Genomic DNA, 21,019 nt, shown 5'->3' with positions numbered 1-21,019 from the left:
ACACATTATTTGGGTTTAAAAACAGGTGTGAATCTTAATTAATAAAATTACTGGTGTCTCCACCGGCATTTAAATAAGCGTTAATTACATTCAACATGGCCTGTTTCTGTCGTTTACTTAATTCGATGTCTCCGCTGTAGCTTAAGCCACTTAATCTTACAATTGCTTTTTCAGCTTTTGCCATTGCCATTATCATTTTATAATCATCAAAAAAAACAGATGTATCATAGAATTCTTGTGCATAATAAAGATTGCTGCTGCTTTGAATTACAAGATCAACACGGCTCTCGAATAACTCATCATCAGCCCTTATCTTAAGCCATTTGGGGTTTAACGGTACAGTACCCGTATAATTAATTACAAACCGCAGATTTCTTACGTCGCCATTCCGATTAGAGAAATATACGAAGACATCATTATTATTCTTGTTCTTGTTTTCAATCGTTGTCTGTGCATAATAGAACGAAATACCTTCTACTTCGTCCCGTTCTTCGATTAAACCAGACAGTGCCTTTTCAACTTCTTCCGGTGATTTAGTGGGTTGTGGCTCTGTATTGTTCTCATTGGTAGGCGTACAAGCGGTTAATCCAGCAATAATAACCATTATACATAGCATTTTTTTGAGCATTTTAATTTAACAGGGCTCCAATCTTTGCATTAATCTCTTTAAGTTGCTTGATGAGATCAACCAGTTCAGTTTGTTTTCCCTTATAATACCATACAATAGGAAAGAGAGAAGGTTTGATATATGTCTTAATTCCATAGAACAAAAATCTAATTCCGCTTAAAAGCCCTTACCACTTCCTCAGCTTTACGGACTGCCTCATCATCCTCTGCTATAACCGGCCTTTGCAGTTCACGGAAATCATAGTATTTCTTTGCGGAAGTCAGCAGAACCAGAACCATCGCGGCTCCCCCGGCTGTTTGCAACACATCAATCATCTTAAGCTCCCCTTCAGTGTTTGTTCGGTGAATTTCATACTCTCAGCGTACTACTTCAGCCGTTAGTTCCGGATTAGAGTTTGCGCAGAACAATTTGGATTGCATTAAAAAATGCCTGCGAAAGCATACAGCAAAAAACCATACTCAAAAGAGTATGGCCTGGTTGATCCGCTGTTAGTCCTGTTATTGCGTTAGCTTGCTCTCTTCCCCGCTCTGCAGCATCCGGTAGCCGACCCCGATATGGGTCTGAATGATCTTGGACTGCACGGGAGGCTTTTCAATTTTTTTGCGCAGGGTAGCCATAAATACGCGCAGTGCAGGCACATCGTACGTCAGACTGCCCCAGATTTCCCGTAAAATATAATTATGGGTCAGTACCTTCCCCGCGTTTTTGGCAAGCAGACAGAGCAGCTTGTATTCGATCGGGGTCAGGTGGATTTCTTCCTCGCCCATATACACGCAGCCGGCAGCATAGTCAATCCGGAGATTCCCGTTGATGAAAACGGACGAATCCTTCTGCAGCTTCTCACTGTCATAGCGGATACGGCGCAGGCTGACCCGCAGCCGGGCCAGCAGCTCCTCCACACTGAACGGCTTCGTGAGATAATCATCTGCCCCGGCATCCAGCGCATCAATCTTATCCCGGTCCTCGCTGCGGGCGCTGACCACAATAATCGGGAGATTCGACCAGGCCCGTACCTTGCGGATAATCTCCACTCCATCCATATCAGGCAGTCCTAAATCCAGAATCATCAGGTCCGGCTGGCTGGATACCGCCTCCAGAATCGACGCTTCTCCGGTCTCCGCCGTGTGGTATTTATAGCCCTGTGTCTCAAGGGTCGTTGTGATCAGCTTGCGGATCGGCTTATCATCCTCTACAACCAGAATCAAAGGTTTATTCAAGTACGTTCACCTCTTCAGCCTGCAGGGTGAAGGTAAATACCGCCCCCTGCGGATTATTATCCATAACCTCTATCGTTCCTCCGTGGGCATGCACAATGGATTTGCACAGGGAGAGTCCCAGCCCTAACCCGCGGCGGCCGTCCCCCCGCAGATTATCCGCTGTATAGAACATTTCGAACAGCTTGGCCTTCGCCTCTTCTGAAATGCCCGGACCGTCGTCGGCTACGCTAACCCTTACCGCCTGCTGCTCCCGGCGCGCAGATAGGATGATCCTTGAGCCGGTCTGGGTATATTTGATTGCATTATCCACCAGATTAATCAGCACCTGTATGATTAGCCGTGAATCCATCCGGGCCATCAGCAGCTCATCCTCTAGCCTTACCTGAATGTTATGCTCCACACTGCTGCGGTTCACATGAAGCAGCGCTTCGGTGATCACCTCGTCCAGCAGCTCTGCCTGAAAATTAAGGTTCAGACTGCCGTTGTCGATCCGGGTGATCGAGAGCAGATTCTCGACCAGGTTGATCAGCCACATTGAATCATCATAAATGTCAGTGTACAGCCCCTTTAGCTGCGCCTCACTCAGCACATTGGAGTTAGCCATCAGTATCCCGGCATTTCCGGAGATGCTGGTCAGCGGAGTGCGCAGATCATGCGAGATCCCCCGCAGGAGATTGGCTCGAAGCTGCTCCTGTCTGATCTGGATGGAAATTTCCTTTTGCGTGTTACTTAGCTGCTCTTTTTCGAGGGCAAGTGCACATTCACCAAGCATCGCAATCATCAGGCTTTTCTCAAAAATCCCGAGCGGCTCTTCCTGATCCATAACGACGGCAGCTACAGCGAACACGGTCTCACCGGCCCGTACCGCATGATACAGGCAGCTGGCAGCAGAAAAAGTATCCGTTGTCGCACCGGCGCGCTTATTATTTTTGTATACCCAGTCGGCAACCGCCCATTCGTTCGTACCTGTATACCTGGACGGGTCTACAACAGCTTCCGGCTTTGGGTAAACCAGAGGCCCGGCCAGCCCCTCCGTCCCGGCAGGATAAAAAATCACAGTCCGGTCCACCAGCTTGACCATCTGGACTGCCGTTTCATTAATAATGGCCTCTGCGTCCTCAGCCTGCTGTAAAATCCGGCTCGTTTCCAGCAGCACCTCGGTCCGGTAAGCCTTTTGCGCATTCTGGCGGGCCTGTTCCTTAATACGCGTTGTCAGCGTACTGCTGATGAAAGAGGCTGTCAGCATGACAAGAAACGTTACCGGATAACCGGAGTCAGCCGCCACCAAGGAGTAGTAGGGCTCCGTAAAAAGATAATTAAAGACAAGAACACTGAGAACTGAGTTTACTGCGCTGTACAGCCTTCCGCTGGTAACGATGGCATTAAGCAGAACGCCAAGTATGTACACAATAATCATATTCGCTTCACGAAACCCTAAATATTGAAACCATAATCCGATCAGCGTACATACTGCCAATATCCCAAGCGTCTTGAGCGCATCCGGCAGCGAAAAGCGCTGCGGCCTGACATAGAAGGATGAACGGTTGTAGCGCGCAGGCTGGTTGTCCGGAATGATATGTATGTCGATGTTCGGGGCCAGCTCTGTCAGCTTGTCTATGAGATTGCCTTTGGTGATCCATCTTTTTTTGCCGCTGCGGGAGCGGCCGATTACAATCTTGGTTACCCGGCTGGAAACCGCGTACTCTGCGATTTGTCCCGGAACATCATCTCCGTATACAGTAGCCGGCTGGGCCCCGAGCTGCTCGGCAAGCCGCAGATTGTCACGGAGCTCCGCCTTGCTTTTGGCCGTCAGTTCCTTGCTCTTAGGTGTCTCAACATATAATGCCGTAAAGGGCCCGCGGAATGCCTCTGCCATTCTGGCCGCCGTGCGGATAACCTTTTTGCTGGAGGCGGCAGAGGACAGGCAGACAAGAATGTGATCTGCTGTCGGATACGTATCTTCGCCTGATCTGCTGCCGGACTCACGGGTAATCCGCCCCTGCTGGTCTGCAGTATAACGCAGGGCGATTTCCCGCAGGGCAATCAGCTTTGTTCTGACAAAAACCGGAGGATAACCCGAAGGTTCACCCGGCTCCTGCAGCCCTTCTGCAGCCAGCTTCCCCTTGCTCAGCCGTTCCAGCAGATCGTCAGGCGGAATGTCGACAAGCTCAATCTGGTCCGCTCCGTCAAACACACTGTCCGGAATCCGCTCATGAACGGATATACCGGTAATGGCAGTAACCACATCGTGCAGGCTTTCGATATGCTGCACATTGATAGTTGTATATACATTTATTCCGGCGCGCAGAAGCTCCTCGATATCCTGGTACCGTTTTTTGTGACGGCAGCCTGCAGCGTTAAGATGTGCAAGCTCATCCACCAGAATCAGCTGAGGCTGCCTGCGGAGCGCCTGATCCAGATTGAACTCACGGTCACGGTGACTAGGTGCATTGGAGCGGAGCTCCAGCACTGGCAGCTGTTCAAGCCCGTTCAACAGGACTGCCGTTTCCGGACGTCCGTGCGTCTCAATGAATCCGGCAACGACGTCAGCGCCATCCCTTTGCTCGTCATGCGCGGCATTCAGCATGGCGCTGGTTTTGCCGACGCCTTCGGCATATCCGAAGAAAATTTTCAATTTGCCGCGTTTTTTGGATTGCACGCTATGATGTGCCATGTTACGTCCCTTTCCGCAAATATGGTTGCTGTTAGCTAGTATAGCATGTGCAAAATCAGCATAGTATTACAACTTCGGTCCCCGCATTAAGATTGCATTAAGATTATACGCACAAAAAAAGATGCTCCACAACAGCTGCTTACAGCCCTGGAACATCTTTAGTATTCTTCTTATTGAATAATCGAGGAGATGAACTGCGTCATTTCTCCACTGGTTTCATTCAGCCGTTCGATGACCTCACTGAACTGGGTGACCAGCTCAGCCTGTGCTGCCGACGATGCGGCAATCGCTTCAATCTCCTGCTCCATCTGGCGGATAGAGCGCTGAACTAATGCCAATGAATCCTCGATCGTCTTGGTGGCTTCCTTGGTATTGACCGACAGCTTGCGGACTTCCGAAGCAACGACTCCAAAGCCTGCGCCCTGCTCTCCTACCCTGGCCGCTTCAATCGCTGCATTCAGCCCCAGCAGATTGGTCTGCTCAGAGATTTCCCTGATGAAACCGGCTACCTTGTTGACCTGCTTGGACTCTTCAACCGTTTGCCGTGAATTGTCGAGGATCTGGGCTGTTGTTGCCGATAATTCTTCTGACTGGGCGGCCACATTCTGCACCATGTCCATCAGCTGGCCGCTGATCAGATTGATATTCTCGGTCAGCTGCTCCATTTTGTCCTCATTTTCCAAGGTATAGGCAATTGCAAAGGCGCCGATGATCTCACCTTCCGCACCATAGACCGGAATAGCGGAGGAGATAACCGTTGCACCATAGAGCTCTGGGGATAAGCGGTTAGTCGTAGCACGGCCTGCAAGCGCATTGCCGAGTGACGGATCATCCGGCGGAACAGGGCTGCCCTTCGTCAGGCCAAAGTCCAGCACCTTGCTCGGTGCATAGTAATGAAAAATCTCTCTGTCTGTAATGCCAATCATAATATCCTGGGCATGAATCTGTTTGAACATCGGTGCTGCTAATACAAGTGCGGTAAGGTTATCCATGGTTCGCTCCTAAAAGTGTATATTCTGTGTCTACCTATTATGTTATCGACACTTAGGAGGGTATTTTCAAGAGAACACCCTGTAAACTTGTGAACCATTGTCTCTACGCTGCCGCAGCATGAGCTTTACGCTCGGCTGACCTTTGCTTCAGGCGGTAGCTTACTGCAGTTACCGCAAAAGCGGCAAGCGCAATGCCTGCAGCCGTCCAGGACAAGGCAGCCAGACCGCTCGTACCCACCACCACCCCGCCAAGGGCTGATCCGCCGGCGATGCCGGTGTTGGCCGCGACCGGATTCAGCGAAGCAGCGAAGTCCCGCGAGCCTGGAGAATGCTCAACAGCCAGCTCGATCAGATACAGCTGTGCCGTAACATTCAGGATATTGGATACACATGCACTTAGAATCAGAAAGACAAGTCCGAGAACCGGAACAGGCGCCGCGAAGAAAAAGAGCACATAGATCGCTGCCTGCACCAGAAACACAATTCTTAGTCTGCCGAGTGCATTACCGGAAGCGACAAGCCCTCCCAGCCATGTGCTGAAAATGGTAGCAAGCCCGTAAGCGAGCAGCACCCAGCTTACCGATGCTGCAGATATTTTCATTACCTGATCCATAAGCGGTCTGATATAAGTGTAGATGCTGAAGACAGCTCCGGTCCCGAATACCGGAATCAGAAAGGCCAGAATGATACGTCTGTTAGCCAGCAGACTGAGCTGATCCTTCAGCGAGGCCTTGGTGTTAGTCAGATTCGACGGAATAACAATAAGGTTAAGGACGAAAGCGGCAACGCCCATCACCGCCGTCAGAATAAATGCCGCCTGCCACTCAAAATGCTGGCCTACAAAGGTGCCGATCGGCACGCCCAGCACATTCGCTATACCAAACCCGCCCAGAATATAAGAGACAGATTTCCCCTGCTTGGCCGGAGTAACGACTTCACTGACCGCCGAGAGGGACAATGATATCGCCAGACCGCACAGCACCGCAGTTGCTATCCTTGTAAATAACATCAGTCCATAGGTGCCGGATGCGGCACTGAACAGGTTAAACATAACAATCAGGGCTATTGCGGCCAGAATAGTCTGCTTCTTCGGCAGCCGGCTGACCAGTGTCATTAATACGGGTGTCCCCAGGGCATAGGCGATAGCAAAGCCGGATACCAGGCTCCCGGCAACCGCTAAGGTAATCTGCAGCGAAGCGGCAATTTCAGACAGCAGGCCGACGATGATGTATTCTGTAGTTCCAAGCAGAAAGGCCATAAAGGTAAAAGAGAATACCAGGCCGCGTTCATTTACTTTTTTCATAGTGCCCCCCGGATGCTGTTCAGATTCATTTAATCCTCACGCAAAAATGTTATATATATTGCTCCACGCTTTCAACGCAGACTCCGTCCCATTTGTTTCCGCTTTCACGGTATATGGATGATCCTAGAGCTACCAGCGCTTTTTTATCCCGAGCTTTATTGTACAAACGAACCGTTGCCGGAACAATAAACGTTATTGTTGTCTTTCCCCAAAAGATGATATATCTTGTCATTACAAATACTAATGAAAGCAGGATACGGTATGGACGATAACGCTGGCTTGCTGATGAACATGAACACCGGAGCTTTTAACAGCGAGCTGATCTATGCAGGGAGGATGAGTGCCAATCCGGAATGGAAGTTTGCGCTGCACAAGCATGAGGATTTGCATGAGGTGATATATATCGAGGACGGTGCCGGCTCCTATGTAATTGACGGTAAAGCCTATACAGCGCAAAAAGGCGATGTGCTCATCTATAACCGGGGTACGCTGCACCAAGAGCAGTCCCATCCTGATCAGCCGCTGTCTACCTACTACTTCAATTTCCGGTTTCTTCACCCGGTAGACGGGCTGCGGGATTGGGTAGTTCCGCCCGGCTGGGAGCCGGTAATCCGCGCCAATCATTATACAGGGCAGCTGGCTATGCTGATTCAGGTTCTCTACAGTGAATTTTCACTGCGTAACAAAGGCTATGAGCGGATCTCCCAGCATTTGCTTGAGACCATTCTGCTGTTGCTGGAACGGATGATTCTTTTGCAGAACCGTACTGCCAAGGAAGAGAAGGCTTCGCTCGCCAATCAAATCAAGGTTTATCTGGACACCCATTACCGGCGCAAGCTGACTCTTACCGAGCTGGCTCAGCTTTTTCACATCGACTCCTATTACCTGGTACATATGTACAAAAATAATTTCGGCATCTCTCCCATCAGCTATTTAATTCAGCGCAGAATGGGCGAAGCTATGCGTCTGATGGCTGTGACCGACAAAAAGATCTGGGAAATCGCCAAAATGGTCGGATACGACAATGCCAACTACTTCTCCATCCTGTTCACCCGGGTCATCGGCATCTCTCCCCGTAAGTTCCGGGAAAGCAATCAGCGGGATAGGTTTGAGGACTGATGGAAGTTTGCAGCTGCTTTATTATGTTATGATTTACATTTAATTCTTCAAAACTATGATTGCTTAGGCGCAAGTTAAAAAGTCCGGATTATAATTTATCCGGACTTTCTTTAAATTAGCTATTTAAAAGGTAATATTTCACTCAATCTTTTTAGCAAATTCGCTAATCGATATTTTTCCATAAATACCTATTCGTTTAATTTGGTAATTATCATCAGAATCATCAGTATTTATATATTTACCATCATCAGTAGTAACCGCATATTGATATTGATGCCCACTATTCTTAATGATACTAATTACATTTGAATTATAACCCCCTACCGGAAACGCCATTACATTAACAGGTTTATTCGTTATAGAATAGATTTTTTGTGCTGACGTAATGTATTCAACATTTTGATCAATATCTGTTCTCCGTAAATCAACATGATTATACGTATGATTTTGGAAAGAAATAATCCCACTATCACTCATATTTTTCATTTGACTAACAGTTAAATAGTTGGGGTGCGGATTATCAATATATGAACCGATCATAAAAATAGTTGCTTTTGGGGTGAACGAGCTTGTTTGGAGTTCCTGAAGTACTTGATATGCTTGTATATTGTTCGAATATCCATCATCAAATGTTACAACGATTGGTTTTTCATAGTTTTCATATGAAGCTAATTGATCAAAAGATAACATTGTAAATCCGTTATCTTTAAGATACTTCATTTGTTGTTGAAAGTCTTCCTTTGAAACAGCACCTGTCTGGGGATCAGCAATTTCATGGTACATTAGAACTGGTACTTTTTTTGAATGTACATTAATTTTAGTTTGACCTAAAAATAGATCAGATTCATTTTTTATTTTACCGTAAACATTTACATAATAGACTCCATCACGGTTATTAAAATCTGATAAATTGATTTCGGCATCCCATCTGTTATGTAACTCATCGAATCTCATTCCAAACCATTTAGCAGCGCCAACCCCATCCTCCTCTTTCCAAACAGCCAAATAAGCACTTGTTAAATCTGGATTTAGTTTATACGTATAAACAGGAAATGATTTTTCACTAGTTTCACTGCTAGTGGTTACAGGATTTACGTTGACTTTAACGTTTGAAACCAACGTGCTTGAATCATCTGCATTAGTTTTGAATACATTTATTTGATACTCACCTACTTCATAATCAAAGTTTTGAATATCGATATTACTCACGTACTGTTCGTTTGAATCATGTGTCATTGCATACCATTTTGCTGTGTTAATACCATCTTCACTTCTCCAAACAGCATAAAACATTCCTTTAAAATCATTTGTATTTCGTGCATACAAGTTAAAGTTAGAATTCGCTATATTGGTTTCACTTGTTGTAACATCTAAATAGTTAACCTTTAGTTCACCAAGAAAATGCTCTGACCTAGTACTAGTCTGCCCTTGATAATTTGTGATCCCATTTTGGTAAACAGTGATGTTGTATTCCCCGATTTCATTATTAAAATCATTAAAATATACTTTAGCAGACCAACGATTAATATTATTAAGATCCTTTTGCATCGTGTACCATTTTGCCGATGCGGGTCCCTCTGATGTTTTATAAACAGCAAAATAAGGACCGTTGTCATTAGAACTATCTGCTTTATGCCAACCCATATACCAAAGGTCACTAGCTGATACTTCAAAATAGCTTTTTGTAGTGTTGATACTATCGACAGTCAATTTCCCATTACTTGTAGTAGTATTTACTTGAGCTAAAGCTTGGAATGAAAACAAATTCAGATAAAAAATAAGCAGTATTAGGAATGAGACGAACATTTTTTTAAACATTTTAGCTCCTTTCAAAACTCATATTATTTATCATTTACAGAAATACTTGCTTAAATTCGCTTTGCCCCCTCCTCAGTACACTTGTTGTCATTCGCCTCTCGTTATTAACACACACTAATTCTTATGTCAAGAACAATTAGTTTAAAATTTTGTCATCATTTCTTAATAAAGTCCTGTAAAGCCTTGCGGACACTGGAAAAGCACATTTGCTAGTAAATGCTGTTATTTTTAGATGTGTTAGAGTGGGTTCAGAAGATTACCAGTCAAAATACACAGGAGGTAACTTATGAATACAACTAACCGTACTAAACGTATCCGCAGCCTGGTCATTGGTGTAAGTCTAGGTACTGCCCTGCTTACTGCCGGAACAGGCTTCATTGATACTAATAACAAGGCTTACGCCGCTACCGCTAATAGCAATGTAAGTACAACAAATTCGAGTTCCAGCCTTGCTGAACAGATTATTGCTACCGGCATGAAATATAAAGGCGTCCGCTATGAATACGGTGCAGAGGCAGGGAATACGAGCAGCTTTGACTGTTCCTCGTTCACCCAGTATATCTTTGGACAGCACGGCGTTACCCTGTCCCGCTCCTCCAAGCAGCAATCAACAGACGGGACTTCTATATCCAGAAGCCAGCTGCAGCCGGGGGATTTAGTTTTCTTCTACTCGCCGATTCATCATGTTGCCGTTTATATCGGTGACGGCAAAATCCTGCACACCTATGGAGAAGGCGGTGTAACCGTGACTGATCTGGATAGCGGCTGGTGGGATGAGCATTATACTAGTGCGCGCCGTGTACTGCCTGCTGATGGACAAGACTCCGGTAAAACCGGGTCCGGCTCAACGGACAGCACTGACAGCGGATCTGCTGCAGATACGGCATCTGACACTGCAGCAGACACCTCATCAGATTCAGCTTCTTCCGGCGATTCTTCGCAGGACCAGACGTCAGGCTTTGACTGGAGCTGGTTCAGCAACTTCCGTTAAGCCGTCTGGCTTGACTATTTATGTTAATGTAAACAAGCCGATTCTGTTTTTAGCAGATCGGCTTGTTTTGGGTTTGCTTTTATCAAGTTCCCTTTTGTACGGGAGTAAGCTCCACCGACTGCGTATCCAACACCGGATTCCAGTAGCGCTCTATTTCTACAGTTATCGGCTGCGGATAATCGCTAGCCTGCAAGCCGAAGTTGTAATCATATTCCTCATCAAATTCAGTAGCTCCCCGTGCTACCGATTGTGTAAAGACCCCTTCGCCTCCCGGCCTCGTATACACTTTCCCGTCTGCATCTGTATAATTTTCTGCCAGCCGCATCATAAAGCTGTCCTGTGTCTCAATGTTTTCCCGCTTATTCCGGAAAACAATCACACCCGGTTTTGCTGATTCACCCGCATTTTTTATCGAAAATCCGTCTGGCGCTTCTACAATCTGCTGCTTTTTCAGATCAACAACAAGCTTCATCTGATCTCTTTCAACCGCCGCAATCCCGAAGGTTTTCAGAGACAGGCTGTCCAGAGCTTTATAATCTTTACTGGTGTATACAAGTGTAAAATGGGACGGGTCCTTCCAGAGCTCTGAATTGTCAGCTGTGATAACAGTTGGATAATAGGATTTTATGATCTTATCTCCGCTTTTGCCGATCAATACTGGATTAATTAGTCCATTAACCTGTTTAGCATTACGCTCATCCGCCTCCAAATCCACATAAGTGCTTAGAGGAGTAAACAGCACCTCGTTCACTTTAAGCTTTTGTCCGGCTACGCTCAGATCCTGCTTGGCCGTCCAGGTCTGGTTGCGGTCCTTAAGCATATCCGTATCCAGTTTAAAGGGGACCTCCAGGCTTGTGCGGTATTTGTTGCTGCTGGAGCTTAAAGCTATATCCGAAGTTTGGGTCAGGACGATATTATATTTTACCTCTTCCGCATACTCCATATCAGGTGAAAGATTATTGAAATAGACAAAGTACAGGGTCTGTCCGGCTTGAATCTGGCTGTTTGTACCCAGCATCTCCAGCTTGGCACCGATGTCTGCCGCTTCAATGGTTCCGAACTCCAGCCCAAAATCAGCATGGATTACAGTCTGATCTGTGTTATTCTGCACACTGTAAATAATAAATACCTGCCGCCCGTCACTTACAGTGTTCTTGATTTCCACCTTGAATCCAGCTTTTTCCACTCCTTTATTGACCGGCTGCAGCAGATTTTGATTCAGTGCATTCAGTAGGGTCTTATCTCTGATCATTGAAGCATCGAACGGATAAGAAGCTGTCCCGGGGTTAGCCGGACTTGCAGTGTGGACCGTATACTCCACAGCTTCATCAGGTGTCTTCAAAAAAGTAAACAATAGCACAACAACAGCGGTAGCGGCCATCGTGACCTTTAGACCTGACATCAACCGTTTTCTCCGGGAATGCTGCTTACCTTTACGAATGCCGGTCTGCATCGCCTGATAAATCTTCATCTCCGGCATAGCCTCCGTCTGCTGCTTCACTTCACCCGCATTCTGCTGCAGAAGCTGATCTTCTAATTCTTTCATTGTTTCGCCTCCTTTATTTCTGCAGATAGGCACGCATGTGCTTCAGTCCGTCGCGGAGCCAGGTTTTGACCGTGCCCTCGGGCTTCTTCAGCACCTCTGCGATTTGCGCTACTGTCATGTCCTGGTAATACTTAAGTACGATGGCATGCCGGTATTTCGGCTTGAGCCGGTGTATTGCCCGTTCCAGGTCAATCCGCTCGTTGCTCTGCATCTCCTGTGCCGCCTGCTCCTCAGGCTTCTCTGCCGGAACAACCCGCTTTTTGCGCCTCAGCTCGTCCATACAGCAGTTGATGGTAATCCGGATCAGCCAGGGTGTGAAGGACTGCCCGTCCTTTAGTTTTTTCCGCTTGATCCATGCACGGCACGATGCCTCCTGCACCACTTCCAGCGCGTCCGCTTCATTCCGCATATAACTGTAGGCAATGGCATACAATTTGCGGTGCTCGACATACAGCCTTTTAAAAAAAGCCTCTTCATCTAATAAGGCAATATCCGCCGGACGGATCTCATGCATGGTATGCTCCATCATATTTTTCTCCCCCTCTCTTCCAGGAATAAAGCTTCTATATAGGGCCCCTATATTGTGTATCTATATGTAAGACGCCGTGCGCGTACAAAACGATTGATTTCAGTAAACTTTTTCAGCATATTTATCTATGATAAGCTTACATTGGCGTTATAAGCTATTTAAATACAAGTTCTTTTCTGTAGACGGAGGGATTATGCGTACTAAAAAGATGCTATGGATTACGGCCACCTTACTGATTGCAGTGATTGTTATTAGCTGTTTCCTGATCAGGCCGCAAGTGCTGGCCCGTTCTACTGATCTCTCATCGGAGTCTGTCGGGGGCGTAAAGGTGAGGGATAACATCAATAGCAGTTCTTTTTCAGACAAGTATCAGCAGCCGCTGGACAAACAAAATAATGAATTGTACGACTACTATGAGTGGGCAGGCGGATTAAGGACAGCTTCTATTAATAACGGTTCACAAAAGGGGACCATCCTGCGGCTAATCATCTCCGGGCCAGATAACCCTCTGCAGACTGCCAAAGGCATACATATCGGTGACTCCAAAGAAAAAGTGCTGGCGCTCTACGGGGAAACATACTACAAATCGGGTGAGCAAGGCGCAGATATCATCGGCTACCTTGACCGCGAGCATCAGCTGACCCTGGAGTTCTGGTGTGTGAGCAGCAGCGGCGAGGTGGCGGAAATCCGGCTGGATGATGCTGGAGTCAGGTGAGTTAGATAGCGGGCGTCGTTAAAAAGAGTGCCCGGATATAGGCAGGTTTGGGTGGGGCATCAAGCCGCTCCGGCCGAAATCAAAGGCACTTTTGACTCTCATTTCGCGCATTGAGCCGTTTTCGGCGAAATCAAAGGCATTTTTGACTCTCATTTCGCGCATTGAGCCGTTTTCGGCGAAATCAAAGGCACTTTTGCCTCTCATTTCGCGCATCAAGCCGCTTCGGCCGAAATCAAGGCACTTTTGCCGTGGTCGCCCCACCTTGAGCCTCAACAAACAAGACCAGCCCCGGATTAGGAGGCTGGTCTTACTGTTTAGATAATGAGCGGCGGGGTAGCGATCACTTTTCAGCGGTAAGTGTTCTGGCCGCCGCGCTCTCCTCCTCCCAGGCAAGCCGGGCCAGCGGAAACGGGGAGATCGCCCGTTCCAGTATCCCCTGGACATGGGCAATGGCTACTCCATAATTGACAATCGGCACTCCGCCCGCTGCTGCCTGCTCCATCCGCCACAGCATCTGCCGGCGGTTGATCATACAGCCGCCGCAATGGACAATGAGTGCATAGTCCTGCACATTGTCGGGAAAGCTCATTCCATTCGCATGATGGAACTCAAGCGTCCGGCCGGTCGCCTGCCTGATCCAGCGGGGCAGCTTGACGCTGCCGATGTCATCCGGCTGGGTATGGTGGGTGCACGGCTCGGCAATCAGCACCTTGTCACCGTCCCGTAGCCGGTCAATGGCCCTGGCGCCCCGGACCAGCTCCTCCAGATTGCCCTTATGACGGGCAAACAGGATCGAGAATGAGGTAAGAGGAACATCGGGCGGCGTATCAGCGGCTGCCTTCAGAAACACCTGGGAATCGGTCACAACCATCCGCGGCTTACGCCCGAGGCTTTCCAGTGTGAGCTTCAGCTCATGCTCTTTAGTAACAACAGCTATGGCATCGCTCTCCAGAATGTCGCGGATGGTCTGCTGCTGGGGCAGGATCAGCCGGCCCTTTGGTGCTGCCTTATCAATGGGTGTAACCAGGACAACCAAATCTCCCGGCGAGAGCAGGTCGCCAATGATGCGGAATTTGTCCTCCTCAGCAGGCACGGCTGCAGACAGTACCTGTCTAAGCGGATTTATTCCCTTCTGTGCAGCAGCCGATACAGGCATGAACCGGAATCCGAACTGCTCCCGGTATAGATCAGCCTGCACAGCAGTATCCCGGTCTGCATTTTCAACCACAAGCAAATCCGTTTTATTTATCACCCCGATGACCGGAATATTCCGGCTCTTAAGCAAGCCGGCGATCCGCTCATCATACTCTGTTGCTCCTTCAAGTGCGTCAATCACAAGCAGAGCCACATCGGTTTTGTACAGCACTTCCATCGTTTTCTTCATCCGCTGCTCGCCCAGCTCACCTTCATCGTCCAGCCCGGCGGTATCAATCAGCACCACCGGTCCGAGCGGAAGCAGCTCCATCGATTTGTAGACCGGATCGGTTGTGGTGCCTTGGACCGGCGATACAACAGAGACCTCCTGCCTGGCCAGCACGTTGATGAGGCTGGATTTGCCGGCGTTGCGCCTGCCGAATACGGCAATATGCAGCCGGCTTGCCCGCGGAGATTCGTTCAGGCTCACTTCATTCACTCCTTCTCCCTGGCACACCGGGCATGGTGAGCTGATCCGGATGTAATATTCGATCAATCTGTTCCCCGGAGAGCAACCCGCTGTCCAGCATTGCCTGACGGATGGACTTCCCTCCCTCCCTGGCCTGCATGGCAATCTCTGCACTCCGTTCATAGCCGATATGACCCACAAAAGCAGCGGCAAGTGCAGTGGAATGCTCCAGCAGTTCCCCGCAGCGATCAGCACAGACACGGATTCCGGTTACACAGCGCTCGGTAAACAAGCGGACTGCCTGATCCAGCAGCTCCAGGGAATCCAGCAGCGCATCTGCGATCAGCGGCATGAAAGCATTAAGCTCCAGCTGCCCGCTCCCGGCAGCCAGTGTAACCGCTGAATCGTTAGCAATCACCCGCATCGCCGTTGTACCCAGCATTTCAGCCATCACCGGGTTGACTTTGCCGGGCATAATGGAGGATCCGGCTTGCACCGCCGGCAGCATCAGCTCACCGAAGCCGCCTGCCGGTCCGCTTGCCAGCAGGCGCAGATCGCCTGAGATTTTGAGCAGATTCACTGCAGCTGCCTTGAGCAGCCCGGATACCTCCACGAACACATCCATATTCTGTGTTGGGTCCATCGGATATTCGCTGCGGGCCAGCCCGTATCCGGTCAGCTCCTGCAGTTGTCCCGTGATATAAAAGGTATACCGGAGCGGCGCATTGATCCCGGTGCCGATTGCCGTTCCGCCTATATTAATCTCCCTGAGCCTTTCCTCAGCCTTGTACAGCCGCCAGCGGTCGCGCTGGATCGCTTTGGCATATGCACCGAAGCTCAGTCCCGCAGTCATCGGAACGGCATCCATCAGCTCCGTCCGGCCCAGCTTCAGCACTCCGGCAAACTCCAGCTCCTTGCCCTGCAAGGCTTCCTGTAAAAGAGCGAAAGCTTCACTTACCCTGCGGACCAGACCGACCGCGGCAATCCGCAGCGCTGTCGGATACACATCATTGGTGGACTGGCTGCGGTTGACATGGTCAAGCGGGTGAACCCTGCCATAATCACCGCGACTCCCGCCCAGCAGCTCAATCGCCCGGTTCGCCAATACTTCATTAACATTCATATTGGTGGATGTCCCCGCTCCGCCCTGCAGTGCATCCACTATGAATTGGCCGGCAAGTCCCCCTGCGTGAATCTCATCACAAGCCTGCACAATCGCTATAGCGATCTCAGGCGGATAGCTGCTCAGCTTCAGGTGCGTTAATGCTGCCGCTTTTTTTACCGTTACCAGTGCTTTGATTAGTTGAGGGTTAACCTTCCGGCCGCTCACCGCAAAATTCTCCAGAGCCCGGGCTGTATGGATCCCGTAATAGGCAGACACCGGTACCTCCATTGTTCCAAGCGCATCCTGTTCAAGGCGGAATCCGCTGCCTGTATCCACACCAGATCTCCCCTTATGAATTAACGTGCATAATCTCCAGCACACGCGGCAGGATACCTTTGAAGTAAGCAAAGGCAATGCCGTAATTCGTGATCGGCACCCCCTGGGCCCCGGAGTCCGTCAGCCGGTTCATCAGCTGCTTGCGGTTGAAAATACAGCCGCCGCAATGTACGACCAGCTTATAGCCTGACAGATTTGCCGGGAAATCAGGACCAACGCTTGCTGTGATCTCAAGACCGCCGCCGGCAATCTCCTGCAGCTTTCTTTTTACCAGCTCACGGTCAATTTCACCGTTATGCGGATGATGGATGCAGGCTTCGGACAGCAGTACCTTATCTCCTGGCTGCAGTGTTGCAATAGCCTCTGCCCCTTTTACGAAGGTGGTGAGATCACCCTTAAACCGGGCCATCAGGATCGCGAAGGTGGTCAGCGGCACATTGGCAGGCAGTACCTCGTTCACACTGTCATATACCTGGGAGTCGGTAATGACCAGATCCGGCATTCCCTTCAGATTCATTAGCAACGTAGGCAGCTCAACCTCTGTAACCGACAGGGCCATCACATGATGATCGAGCAAATCCCGCAAAATCTGCTGCTGGGAAGCAACCAGCCTGTATTTGGGTGCCGGAATCGTATCCGGCATGACCATTACGACCACTTCCCCCGGATGGACCAGATCACCAAGAATGGTGGGACGTTCAAATTCGGCAGGGGCATATTCACGGATCGCATGACGCAGACTGCCAAAGTTGATGTTTCTGCGCGAGCTTACTTTGACGAAGGGGATGTTCAGCTCGCTTTTCAACTGATCTAGATCCACATAATGATCATCCACCTTGGCTATAACGCCGATCACCGGAATGTTGCGCTTGGCAAGCTCCCGGTACCATTCCTTCTCCAGCTTGTAATCATCCTCTTCACCGGAGAAAATCAGGAGACTGAGGTCGGTCAGATCCATAACCTCGCGGGTCTTCTGAACCCGGAAGGGGCCTGTATCCTTATCCCCATCGATGCCTGCCGTATCGATAATGATGACGGAGCCGATTTTGGGCAGCTCATAAGCCTGAAACACCGGCTCTGACGTTGTACCCGGCTGATCGCCGACAACCTGATAGGGGATGCCGGTCAGCGCATTGATCAGACTGGACTTCCCGGAGTTGCGCCGGCCGAAGACTGCGATGTGCATCTTGCCCGGCTGCGGTGTGGTTTGCATGGCCAATCTCTCCTTATGCTTCTATTAAAAGCGCAGATCCCGTTCACCGTTCTCCAGCCGCTGCAGCCGTTCACGGGTGATTTTCCGTGCTGCTTCCTTCGGAATGTCATCAAGCCCCTTGCGGATAATTTCTTCTCCCAGCGCCCGTGTCTCTGCATCGGCATAATCAAGCAAATATTCCTTAAAGGTCAAAAGCGAGTTCGGCTGGCAGACATTATGGATCTGCCCCGATTTGGCCAGCCGCATAAACCGGTCGCCCGTCCGCCCCTCCCGGTAGCAGGCTGTACAATAGCTGGGAACATAGCCGTCCCTGCACAGCCCGCGGATAATCTCCTCCGGTGAACGGTGGTCGCCCACCTCGAATTGCGGCTTTTCTTTTGACGCCCCCGCTGTACCCTGCTTCGCCTCCATATATCCGCCGACCCCGGTGCTCGATCCGGCACTGACCTGGGAAATTCCGAGCTGGATAACCTCATCCCGGAACGACGGCTCCTCCCTGGTAGATAAAATCATGCCCGCATAGGGCACCGCCAGCCGCAGAACGGCAACCAGCTGCTTGAACTCCTCATCCTTAACCAGATAAGGATACATTTCCAGACTTACATTGGCTGCTTCCCTCAGACGCGGTACTGAAACGGTATGCGGCCCTACGCCGAACCGTTCTTCCAGGTGCTCGGCATGCATCAGCATAGCGACCGTATCGTATTTGTAGTCATACAGTCCGTACAATACGCCTACACCAACATCATCAATACCGCCGAGCTGTGCCCGGTCCATCGCTGTTGTGTGCCAGTCATAGTCATGCTTCGGCCCGTTCTTGTGCAGCGCAGCATAAGTCGGCCTGTGATAGGTCTCCTGAAAAAGAATATAAGTCCCAATCTCCGCATCCCGCAGCTTCTGGTAATCCTCGACTGTAGTTGCCGCAATATTGATATTAACCCGGCGGATACTGCCGTTGTTGACCTTGACGGAATACACCGTTTTAATGGAATCGGTTACATAATCAATATCACAATGGACGGGATCTTCACCCGCTTCAATGACCAGACGCTTATGCCCCAGCTCCTGCAGCACACGCACCTCAGCTGCAAGCTCATCCCTGTTCAGCTTCCGGCGTACAAAATCCTGGTTGGAGTGCTTATACCCGCAGTATTCGCAGTTATTGACACAGTAGTTGCTAATATACAGCGGCGCAAACAGGACGATGCGGTTGCCGTAGATTTTCTCCTTAATGACCTTCGCTGACTTGTAAATGTCCTGCAAAATTTCCTCATCCCTGACCTCCAGCAGCACTGCCGCTTCCCGGTGGCTTAACCCCTTGCAGGCTCTTGCTTTATCCAAAATAGACTGGACTACGCTCCTGTTCCCGGCCGTCCGCACCGCTTCCTGCAGGCTGGCTGTAATCTCCGCGTCGTCGATGAAGTCCGCCGGTTCCCAATCCTTGCGCAAATGAGCCATCCTCCTTAGCATATAATTGCTCAGTATTTCGTCCGCACCGTATAATGCGTGTGCAGCAGCTCATGGGCCAGATGGCTGTTCGGCTCGCCGAGGAACTCAGCGTACAGCTGCTTGATGAACGGATTGTGATGGGATTTGCGGACAGTCTGGGCTTCATCCTCGGAATAAATCGCTTTGGCGCGCAGCGCTTTGACATCCAGCCGGCTGCTGTCCGCCGCGTTTAGAATCGGCTGGCCTCCGCCTGTAATACAGCCGCCGGCGCAGGCCATGACTTCCATGAAGTCATAACTCTTTTCTCCGCGCTGCATAGCTTCCATTAACTTGCGGGCATTGCCGAGCCCGTGGACAACAGCTGTCCTAATCTTGCGGCCGTCCGGCAGCTCGACCGTATTCTCCTTAATGCCATCCATCCCGCGTACAGCGATGTACTCAATAGAGTCGAGCGTCTGTCCGGAGACCAGCTCAAAGACGGTACGCAATGCCGCTTCGGATACTCCTCCTGTCGCCCCGAAGATGGTACCGGCTCCAGAGCCTACACCGAGCGGGTTATCAAACTCCTCATCCTTCAGATTTACAAAGTCAAGCCCAGCCTCCTTAATCATCGCAGCCAGCTCACGGGTCGTGAGCACCCAGTCCACATCCTGCATTTCATGATTAGACAGCTCCTCACGTGCACCTTCGAACTTCTTGGCCGTACAGGGCATGATCGATACAACGGTGATCTTCTGCGGATTTATTCCAAGCTTGCCGGCAAAATAAGATTTAACCATTGCCCCTTCCATCTCATGCGGCGACTTGCAGGTGGACAGGTTATCCAGCATATCAGGGAAGTTATGCTCCATGAACTTCACCCAGCCAGGACAACAGGAGGTCATCAAAGGGAGATTCTGTCCGCTAGACAGTCGGGAAAGCAGTTCGGTGCCCTCCTCCATAATGGTCAGATCCGCCCCGAAAACGGTGTCAAATACCTTATCGAAGCCGAGCCGGCGCAGCGCGGCAACCATCTTGCCGGTTGTGCGGGTACCGACCGGCAGGCCGAACTCTTCGCCAAGGGCTACCCTGACAGCCGGGGCCGTCTGCACAACGACATACTGGTCCGGGTCAGCGATGGCATCCCATACATCGCGGATACTCTCATGCTCGGTCAAAGCACCGACCGGACAGGCCATAATACACTGGCCGCAGTTGACACAGGTTGACTCTGCCAGCGGACGGCCGAAGGCTGTAGAGATTACGGTGTCAAAGCCCCGCTTGGCAAAACCGATAGCGCCAACGGTCTGCACAGTACCGCAGGCGCCGACACAACGCCCGCAGAGGATGCATTTGGAGGCATCCCGTACAATTGCCGGAGACGAATAATCCTTTTCCCTGCTCGAATGCTCACCGGTATATGTCACTTTGCGGATGTTAAGCGAATTTGATACACTCTGCAGCTCGCAATTGCCGCCCCGTGAGCAGCTCAGACATTCCCGGTCATGATCGGAGAGCAGCAGCTCTACCGAGGTTCTCCTGGCATCGCGGACCTTTTTCGTATTCGTCTGGATCTTCATGCCTTCCTCGGCGATCAGCGTACAGGAGGCGATAAGCCGCGGGCCGACCTCGACCACACAGACACGGCAGCTGGAGGAATGATTAACTCCCTGCAGGTAACAAAGGGAAGGGATATTTATACCTTGATCCCGGGCGGCTTCCAGCACTGTGGTGCCTTTGACGATTTCCGTCTCGATCCCGTCGATCATGATTTTGACCGTGTTCAAGCTGATCACTCCTAT

At 49.9% G+C, this 21,019-nt stretch carries 17 protein-coding genes and 1 pseudogene; 3 read left to right on the top strand and 15 right to left on the bottom strand.

The genetic code is table 11. The features are described from left to right. Positions 1-34: 34 nt before the first annotated feature. The 6 genes from R70723_RS15280 to R70723_RS15260 form a co-directional block, all read right to left on the bottom strand. On the bottom strand, positions 35-604 hold the full coding sequence (locus R70723_RS15280; protein ID WP_144027090.1) for a hypothetical protein: 570 nt from the start codon (positions 602-604) through the stop codon (positions 35-37). A gap of 170 nt (positions 605-774) precedes the next feature. Beyond that, positions 775-942, bottom strand: coding sequence for a hypothetical protein (locus R70723_RS33415; protein ID WP_156123819.1), 168 nt, complete (start codon positions 940-942; stop codon positions 775-777). Positions 943-1,125: 183 nt separating this feature from the next. Next, entirely contained in the window at positions 1,126-1,845 is a 720-nt protein-coding gene (locus R70723_RS15275) for a response regulator (RefSeq protein ID WP_039873163.1), read from the bottom strand. Then, on the bottom strand, positions 1,838-4,519 hold the full coding sequence (locus R70723_RS15270) for a sensor histidine kinase (RefSeq protein WP_047171135.1): 2,682 nt from the start codon (positions 4,517-4,519) through the stop codon (positions 1,838-1,840). The genes R70723_RS15275 and R70723_RS15270 overlap by 8 nt, the downstream gene beginning before the upstream one ends. Before the next feature lie 170 nt (positions 4,520-4,689). Further along, entirely contained in the window at positions 4,690-5,511 is an 822-nt protein-coding gene (locus R70723_RS34255; RefSeq protein ID WP_039873159.1) for a methyl-accepting chemotaxis protein, read from the bottom strand. A gap of 103 nt (positions 5,512-5,614) precedes the next feature. Then, complete coding sequence (locus tag R70723_RS15260) at positions 5,615-6,814, bottom strand: MFS transporter (protein WP_039873157.1); 1,200 nt, start codon at positions 6,812-6,814, stop codon at positions 5,615-5,617. A 261-nt stretch (positions 6,815-7,075) separates the two neighbouring features. Between R70723_RS15260 and R70723_RS15255 the strand changes: the two genes are divergently transcribed. After that, a complete protein-coding gene (locus R70723_RS15255; RefSeq protein WP_039873155.1) occupies positions 7,076-7,933 on the top strand; it encodes a helix-turn-helix transcriptional regulator in 858 nt (285 codons plus the stop codon). Between the two features lie 138 nt (positions 7,934-8,071). On the opposite strand, the gene R70723_RS32955 is transcribed toward R70723_RS15255, so the two are convergent. Then, positions 8,072-9,751, bottom strand: coding sequence for a polysaccharide deacetylase family protein (locus tag R70723_RS32955; protein ID WP_052421327.1), 1,680 nt, complete (start codon positions 9,749-9,751; stop codon positions 8,072-8,074). Positions 9,752-10,037: 286 nt separating this feature from the next. On the opposite strand from R70723_RS32955, the pseudogene R70723_RS32950 reads away from it, so the two are divergent. Further along, positions 10,038-10,556: pseudogene (locus R70723_RS32950) on the top strand (C40 family peptidase); the annotation flags it as partial. A 268-nt stretch (positions 10,557-10,824) separates the two neighbouring features. Here the strand turns inward: R70723_RS32950 and R70723_RS15240 are convergent. Together R70723_RS15240 and R70723_RS15235 are read right to left on the bottom strand one after the other, a co-directional pair. Continuing rightward, positions 10,825-12,288, bottom strand: coding sequence for a DUF4179 domain-containing protein (locus tag R70723_RS15240; protein WP_039873153.1), 1,464 nt, complete (start codon positions 12,286-12,288; stop codon positions 10,825-10,827). 13 nt (positions 12,289-12,301) lie between these two features. After that, positions 12,302-12,814, bottom strand: coding sequence for a sigma-70 family RNA polymerase sigma factor (locus R70723_RS15235; protein WP_372238250.1), 513 nt, complete (start codon positions 12,812-12,814; stop codon positions 12,302-12,304). Between the two features lie 196 nt (positions 12,815-13,010). Here R70723_RS15235 and R70723_RS15230 point away from each other — a divergent pair, with 196 nt between their 5' ends. Beyond that, complete coding sequence (locus R70723_RS15230) at positions 13,011-13,532, top strand: hypothetical protein (RefSeq protein WP_039873151.1); 522 nt, start codon at positions 13,011-13,013, stop codon at positions 13,530-13,532. 18 nt (positions 13,533-13,550) lie between these two features. Here R70723_RS15230 and R70723_RS15225 read toward each other — a convergent pair whose 3' ends face one another. From R70723_RS15225 to R70723_RS15200, 6 genes are all read right to left on the bottom strand, one after another. Then, positions 13,551-13,793 carry a hypothetical protein gene (locus R70723_RS15225; RefSeq protein WP_156123817.1) on the bottom strand — a complete coding sequence of 81 codons (243 nt, stop codon included), beginning with the start codon at positions 13,791-13,793 and terminating at the stop codon, positions 13,551-13,553. A 79-nt stretch (positions 13,794-13,872) separates the two neighbouring features. Beyond that, a complete protein-coding gene (hydF, locus tag R70723_RS15220) occupies positions 13,873-15,156 on the bottom strand; it encodes a [FeFe] hydrogenase H-cluster maturation GTPase HydF (protein WP_039873148.1) in 1,284 nt (427 codons plus the stop codon). A gap of 1 nt (position 15,157) precedes the next feature. Continuing rightward, on the bottom strand, positions 15,158-16,576 hold the full coding sequence (locus tag R70723_RS15215; protein ID WP_039873146.1) for an aspartate ammonia-lyase: 1,419 nt from the start codon (positions 16,574-16,576) through the stop codon (positions 15,158-15,160). A gap of 13 nt (positions 16,577-16,589) precedes the next feature. Further along, a complete protein-coding gene (gene hydF / locus R70723_RS15210; RefSeq protein ID WP_039873144.1) occupies positions 16,590-17,789 on the bottom strand; it encodes a [FeFe] hydrogenase H-cluster maturation GTPase HydF in 1,200 nt (399 codons plus the stop codon). 24 nt (positions 17,790-17,813) lie between these two features. Beyond that, positions 17,814-19,247, bottom strand: a complete 1,434-nt coding sequence (gene hydG, locus R70723_RS15205; RefSeq protein WP_039873140.1) for a [FeFe] hydrogenase H-cluster radical SAM maturase HydG — start codon at positions 19,245-19,247, stop codon at positions 17,814-17,816. Between the two features lie 20 nt (positions 19,248-19,267). Further along, positions 19,268-21,013 (bottom strand): NADH-dependent [FeFe] hydrogenase, group A6, encoded by a 1,746-nt coding sequence (locus R70723_RS15200; protein WP_231574923.1) that lies wholly within the window; start codon positions 21,011-21,013, stop codon positions 19,268-19,270. Positions 21,014-21,019 lie beyond the last annotated feature (6 nt).

It is taken from the genome of Paenibacillus sp. FSL R7-0273 (assembly GCF_000758625.1).
In the GTDB taxonomy this organism is placed as follows: Bacteria; Bacillota; Bacilli; order Paenibacillales; family Paenibacillaceae; genus Paenibacillus_AQ.
The sequence above is the reverse complement of the archived record's forward strand: the minus strand, read 5'-3'. Positions and strand labels throughout refer to the sequence as shown.

What these genes read in the sequence shown, in the direction of transcription:
- R70723_RS15280 (WP_144027090.1), bottom strand. Translation starts at nt 604, where the DNA reads ATGGTTATTATTGCTGGATTAACCGCTTGTACGCCTACCAATGAGAAC.
- R70723_RS33415 (WP_156123819.1), bottom strand. Translation starts at nt 942, where the DNA reads ATGATTGATGTGTTGCAAACAGCCGGGGGAGCCGCGATGGTTCTGGTT.
- R70723_RS15270 (WP_047171135.1), bottom strand. Translation starts at nt 4,519, where the DNA reads ATGGCACATCATAGCGTGCAATCCAAAAAACGCGGCAAATTGAAAATT.
- R70723_RS34255 (WP_039873159.1), bottom strand. Translation starts at nt 5,511, where the DNA reads ATGGATAACCTTACCGCACTTGTATTAGCAGCACCGATGTTCAAACAG.
- R70723_RS15260 (WP_039873157.1), bottom strand. Translation starts at nt 6,814, where the DNA reads ATGAAAAAAGTAAATGAACGCGGCCTGGTATTCTCTTTTACCTTTATG.
- R70723_RS15255 (WP_039873155.1), top strand. Translation starts at nt 7,076, where the DNA reads ATGGACGATAACGCTGGCTTGCTGATGAACATGAACACCGGAGCTTTT.
- R70723_RS32955 (WP_052421327.1), bottom strand. Translation starts at nt 9,751, where the DNA reads ATGTTTAAAAAAATGTTCGTCTCATTCCTAATACTGCTTATTTTTTAT.
- R70723_RS15240 (WP_039873153.1), bottom strand. Translation starts at nt 12,288, where the DNA reads ATGAAAGAATTAGAAGATCAGCTTCTGCAGCAGAATGCGGGTGAAGTG.
- R70723_RS15235 (WP_372238250.1), bottom strand. Translation starts at nt 12,814, where the DNA reads ATGGAGCATACCATGCATGAGATCCGTCCGGCGGATATTGCCTTATTA.
- R70723_RS15230 (WP_039873151.1), top strand. Translation starts at nt 13,011, where the DNA reads ATGCGTACTAAAAAGATGCTATGGATTACGGCCACCTTACTGATTGCA.
- hydF (WP_039873144.1), bottom strand. Translation starts at nt 17,789, where the DNA reads ATGCAAACCACACCGCAGCCGGGCAAGATGCACATCGCAGTCTTCGGC.
- hydG (WP_039873140.1), bottom strand. Translation starts at nt 19,247, where the DNA reads ATGGCTCATTTGCGCAAGGATTGGGAACCGGCGGACTTCATCGACGAC.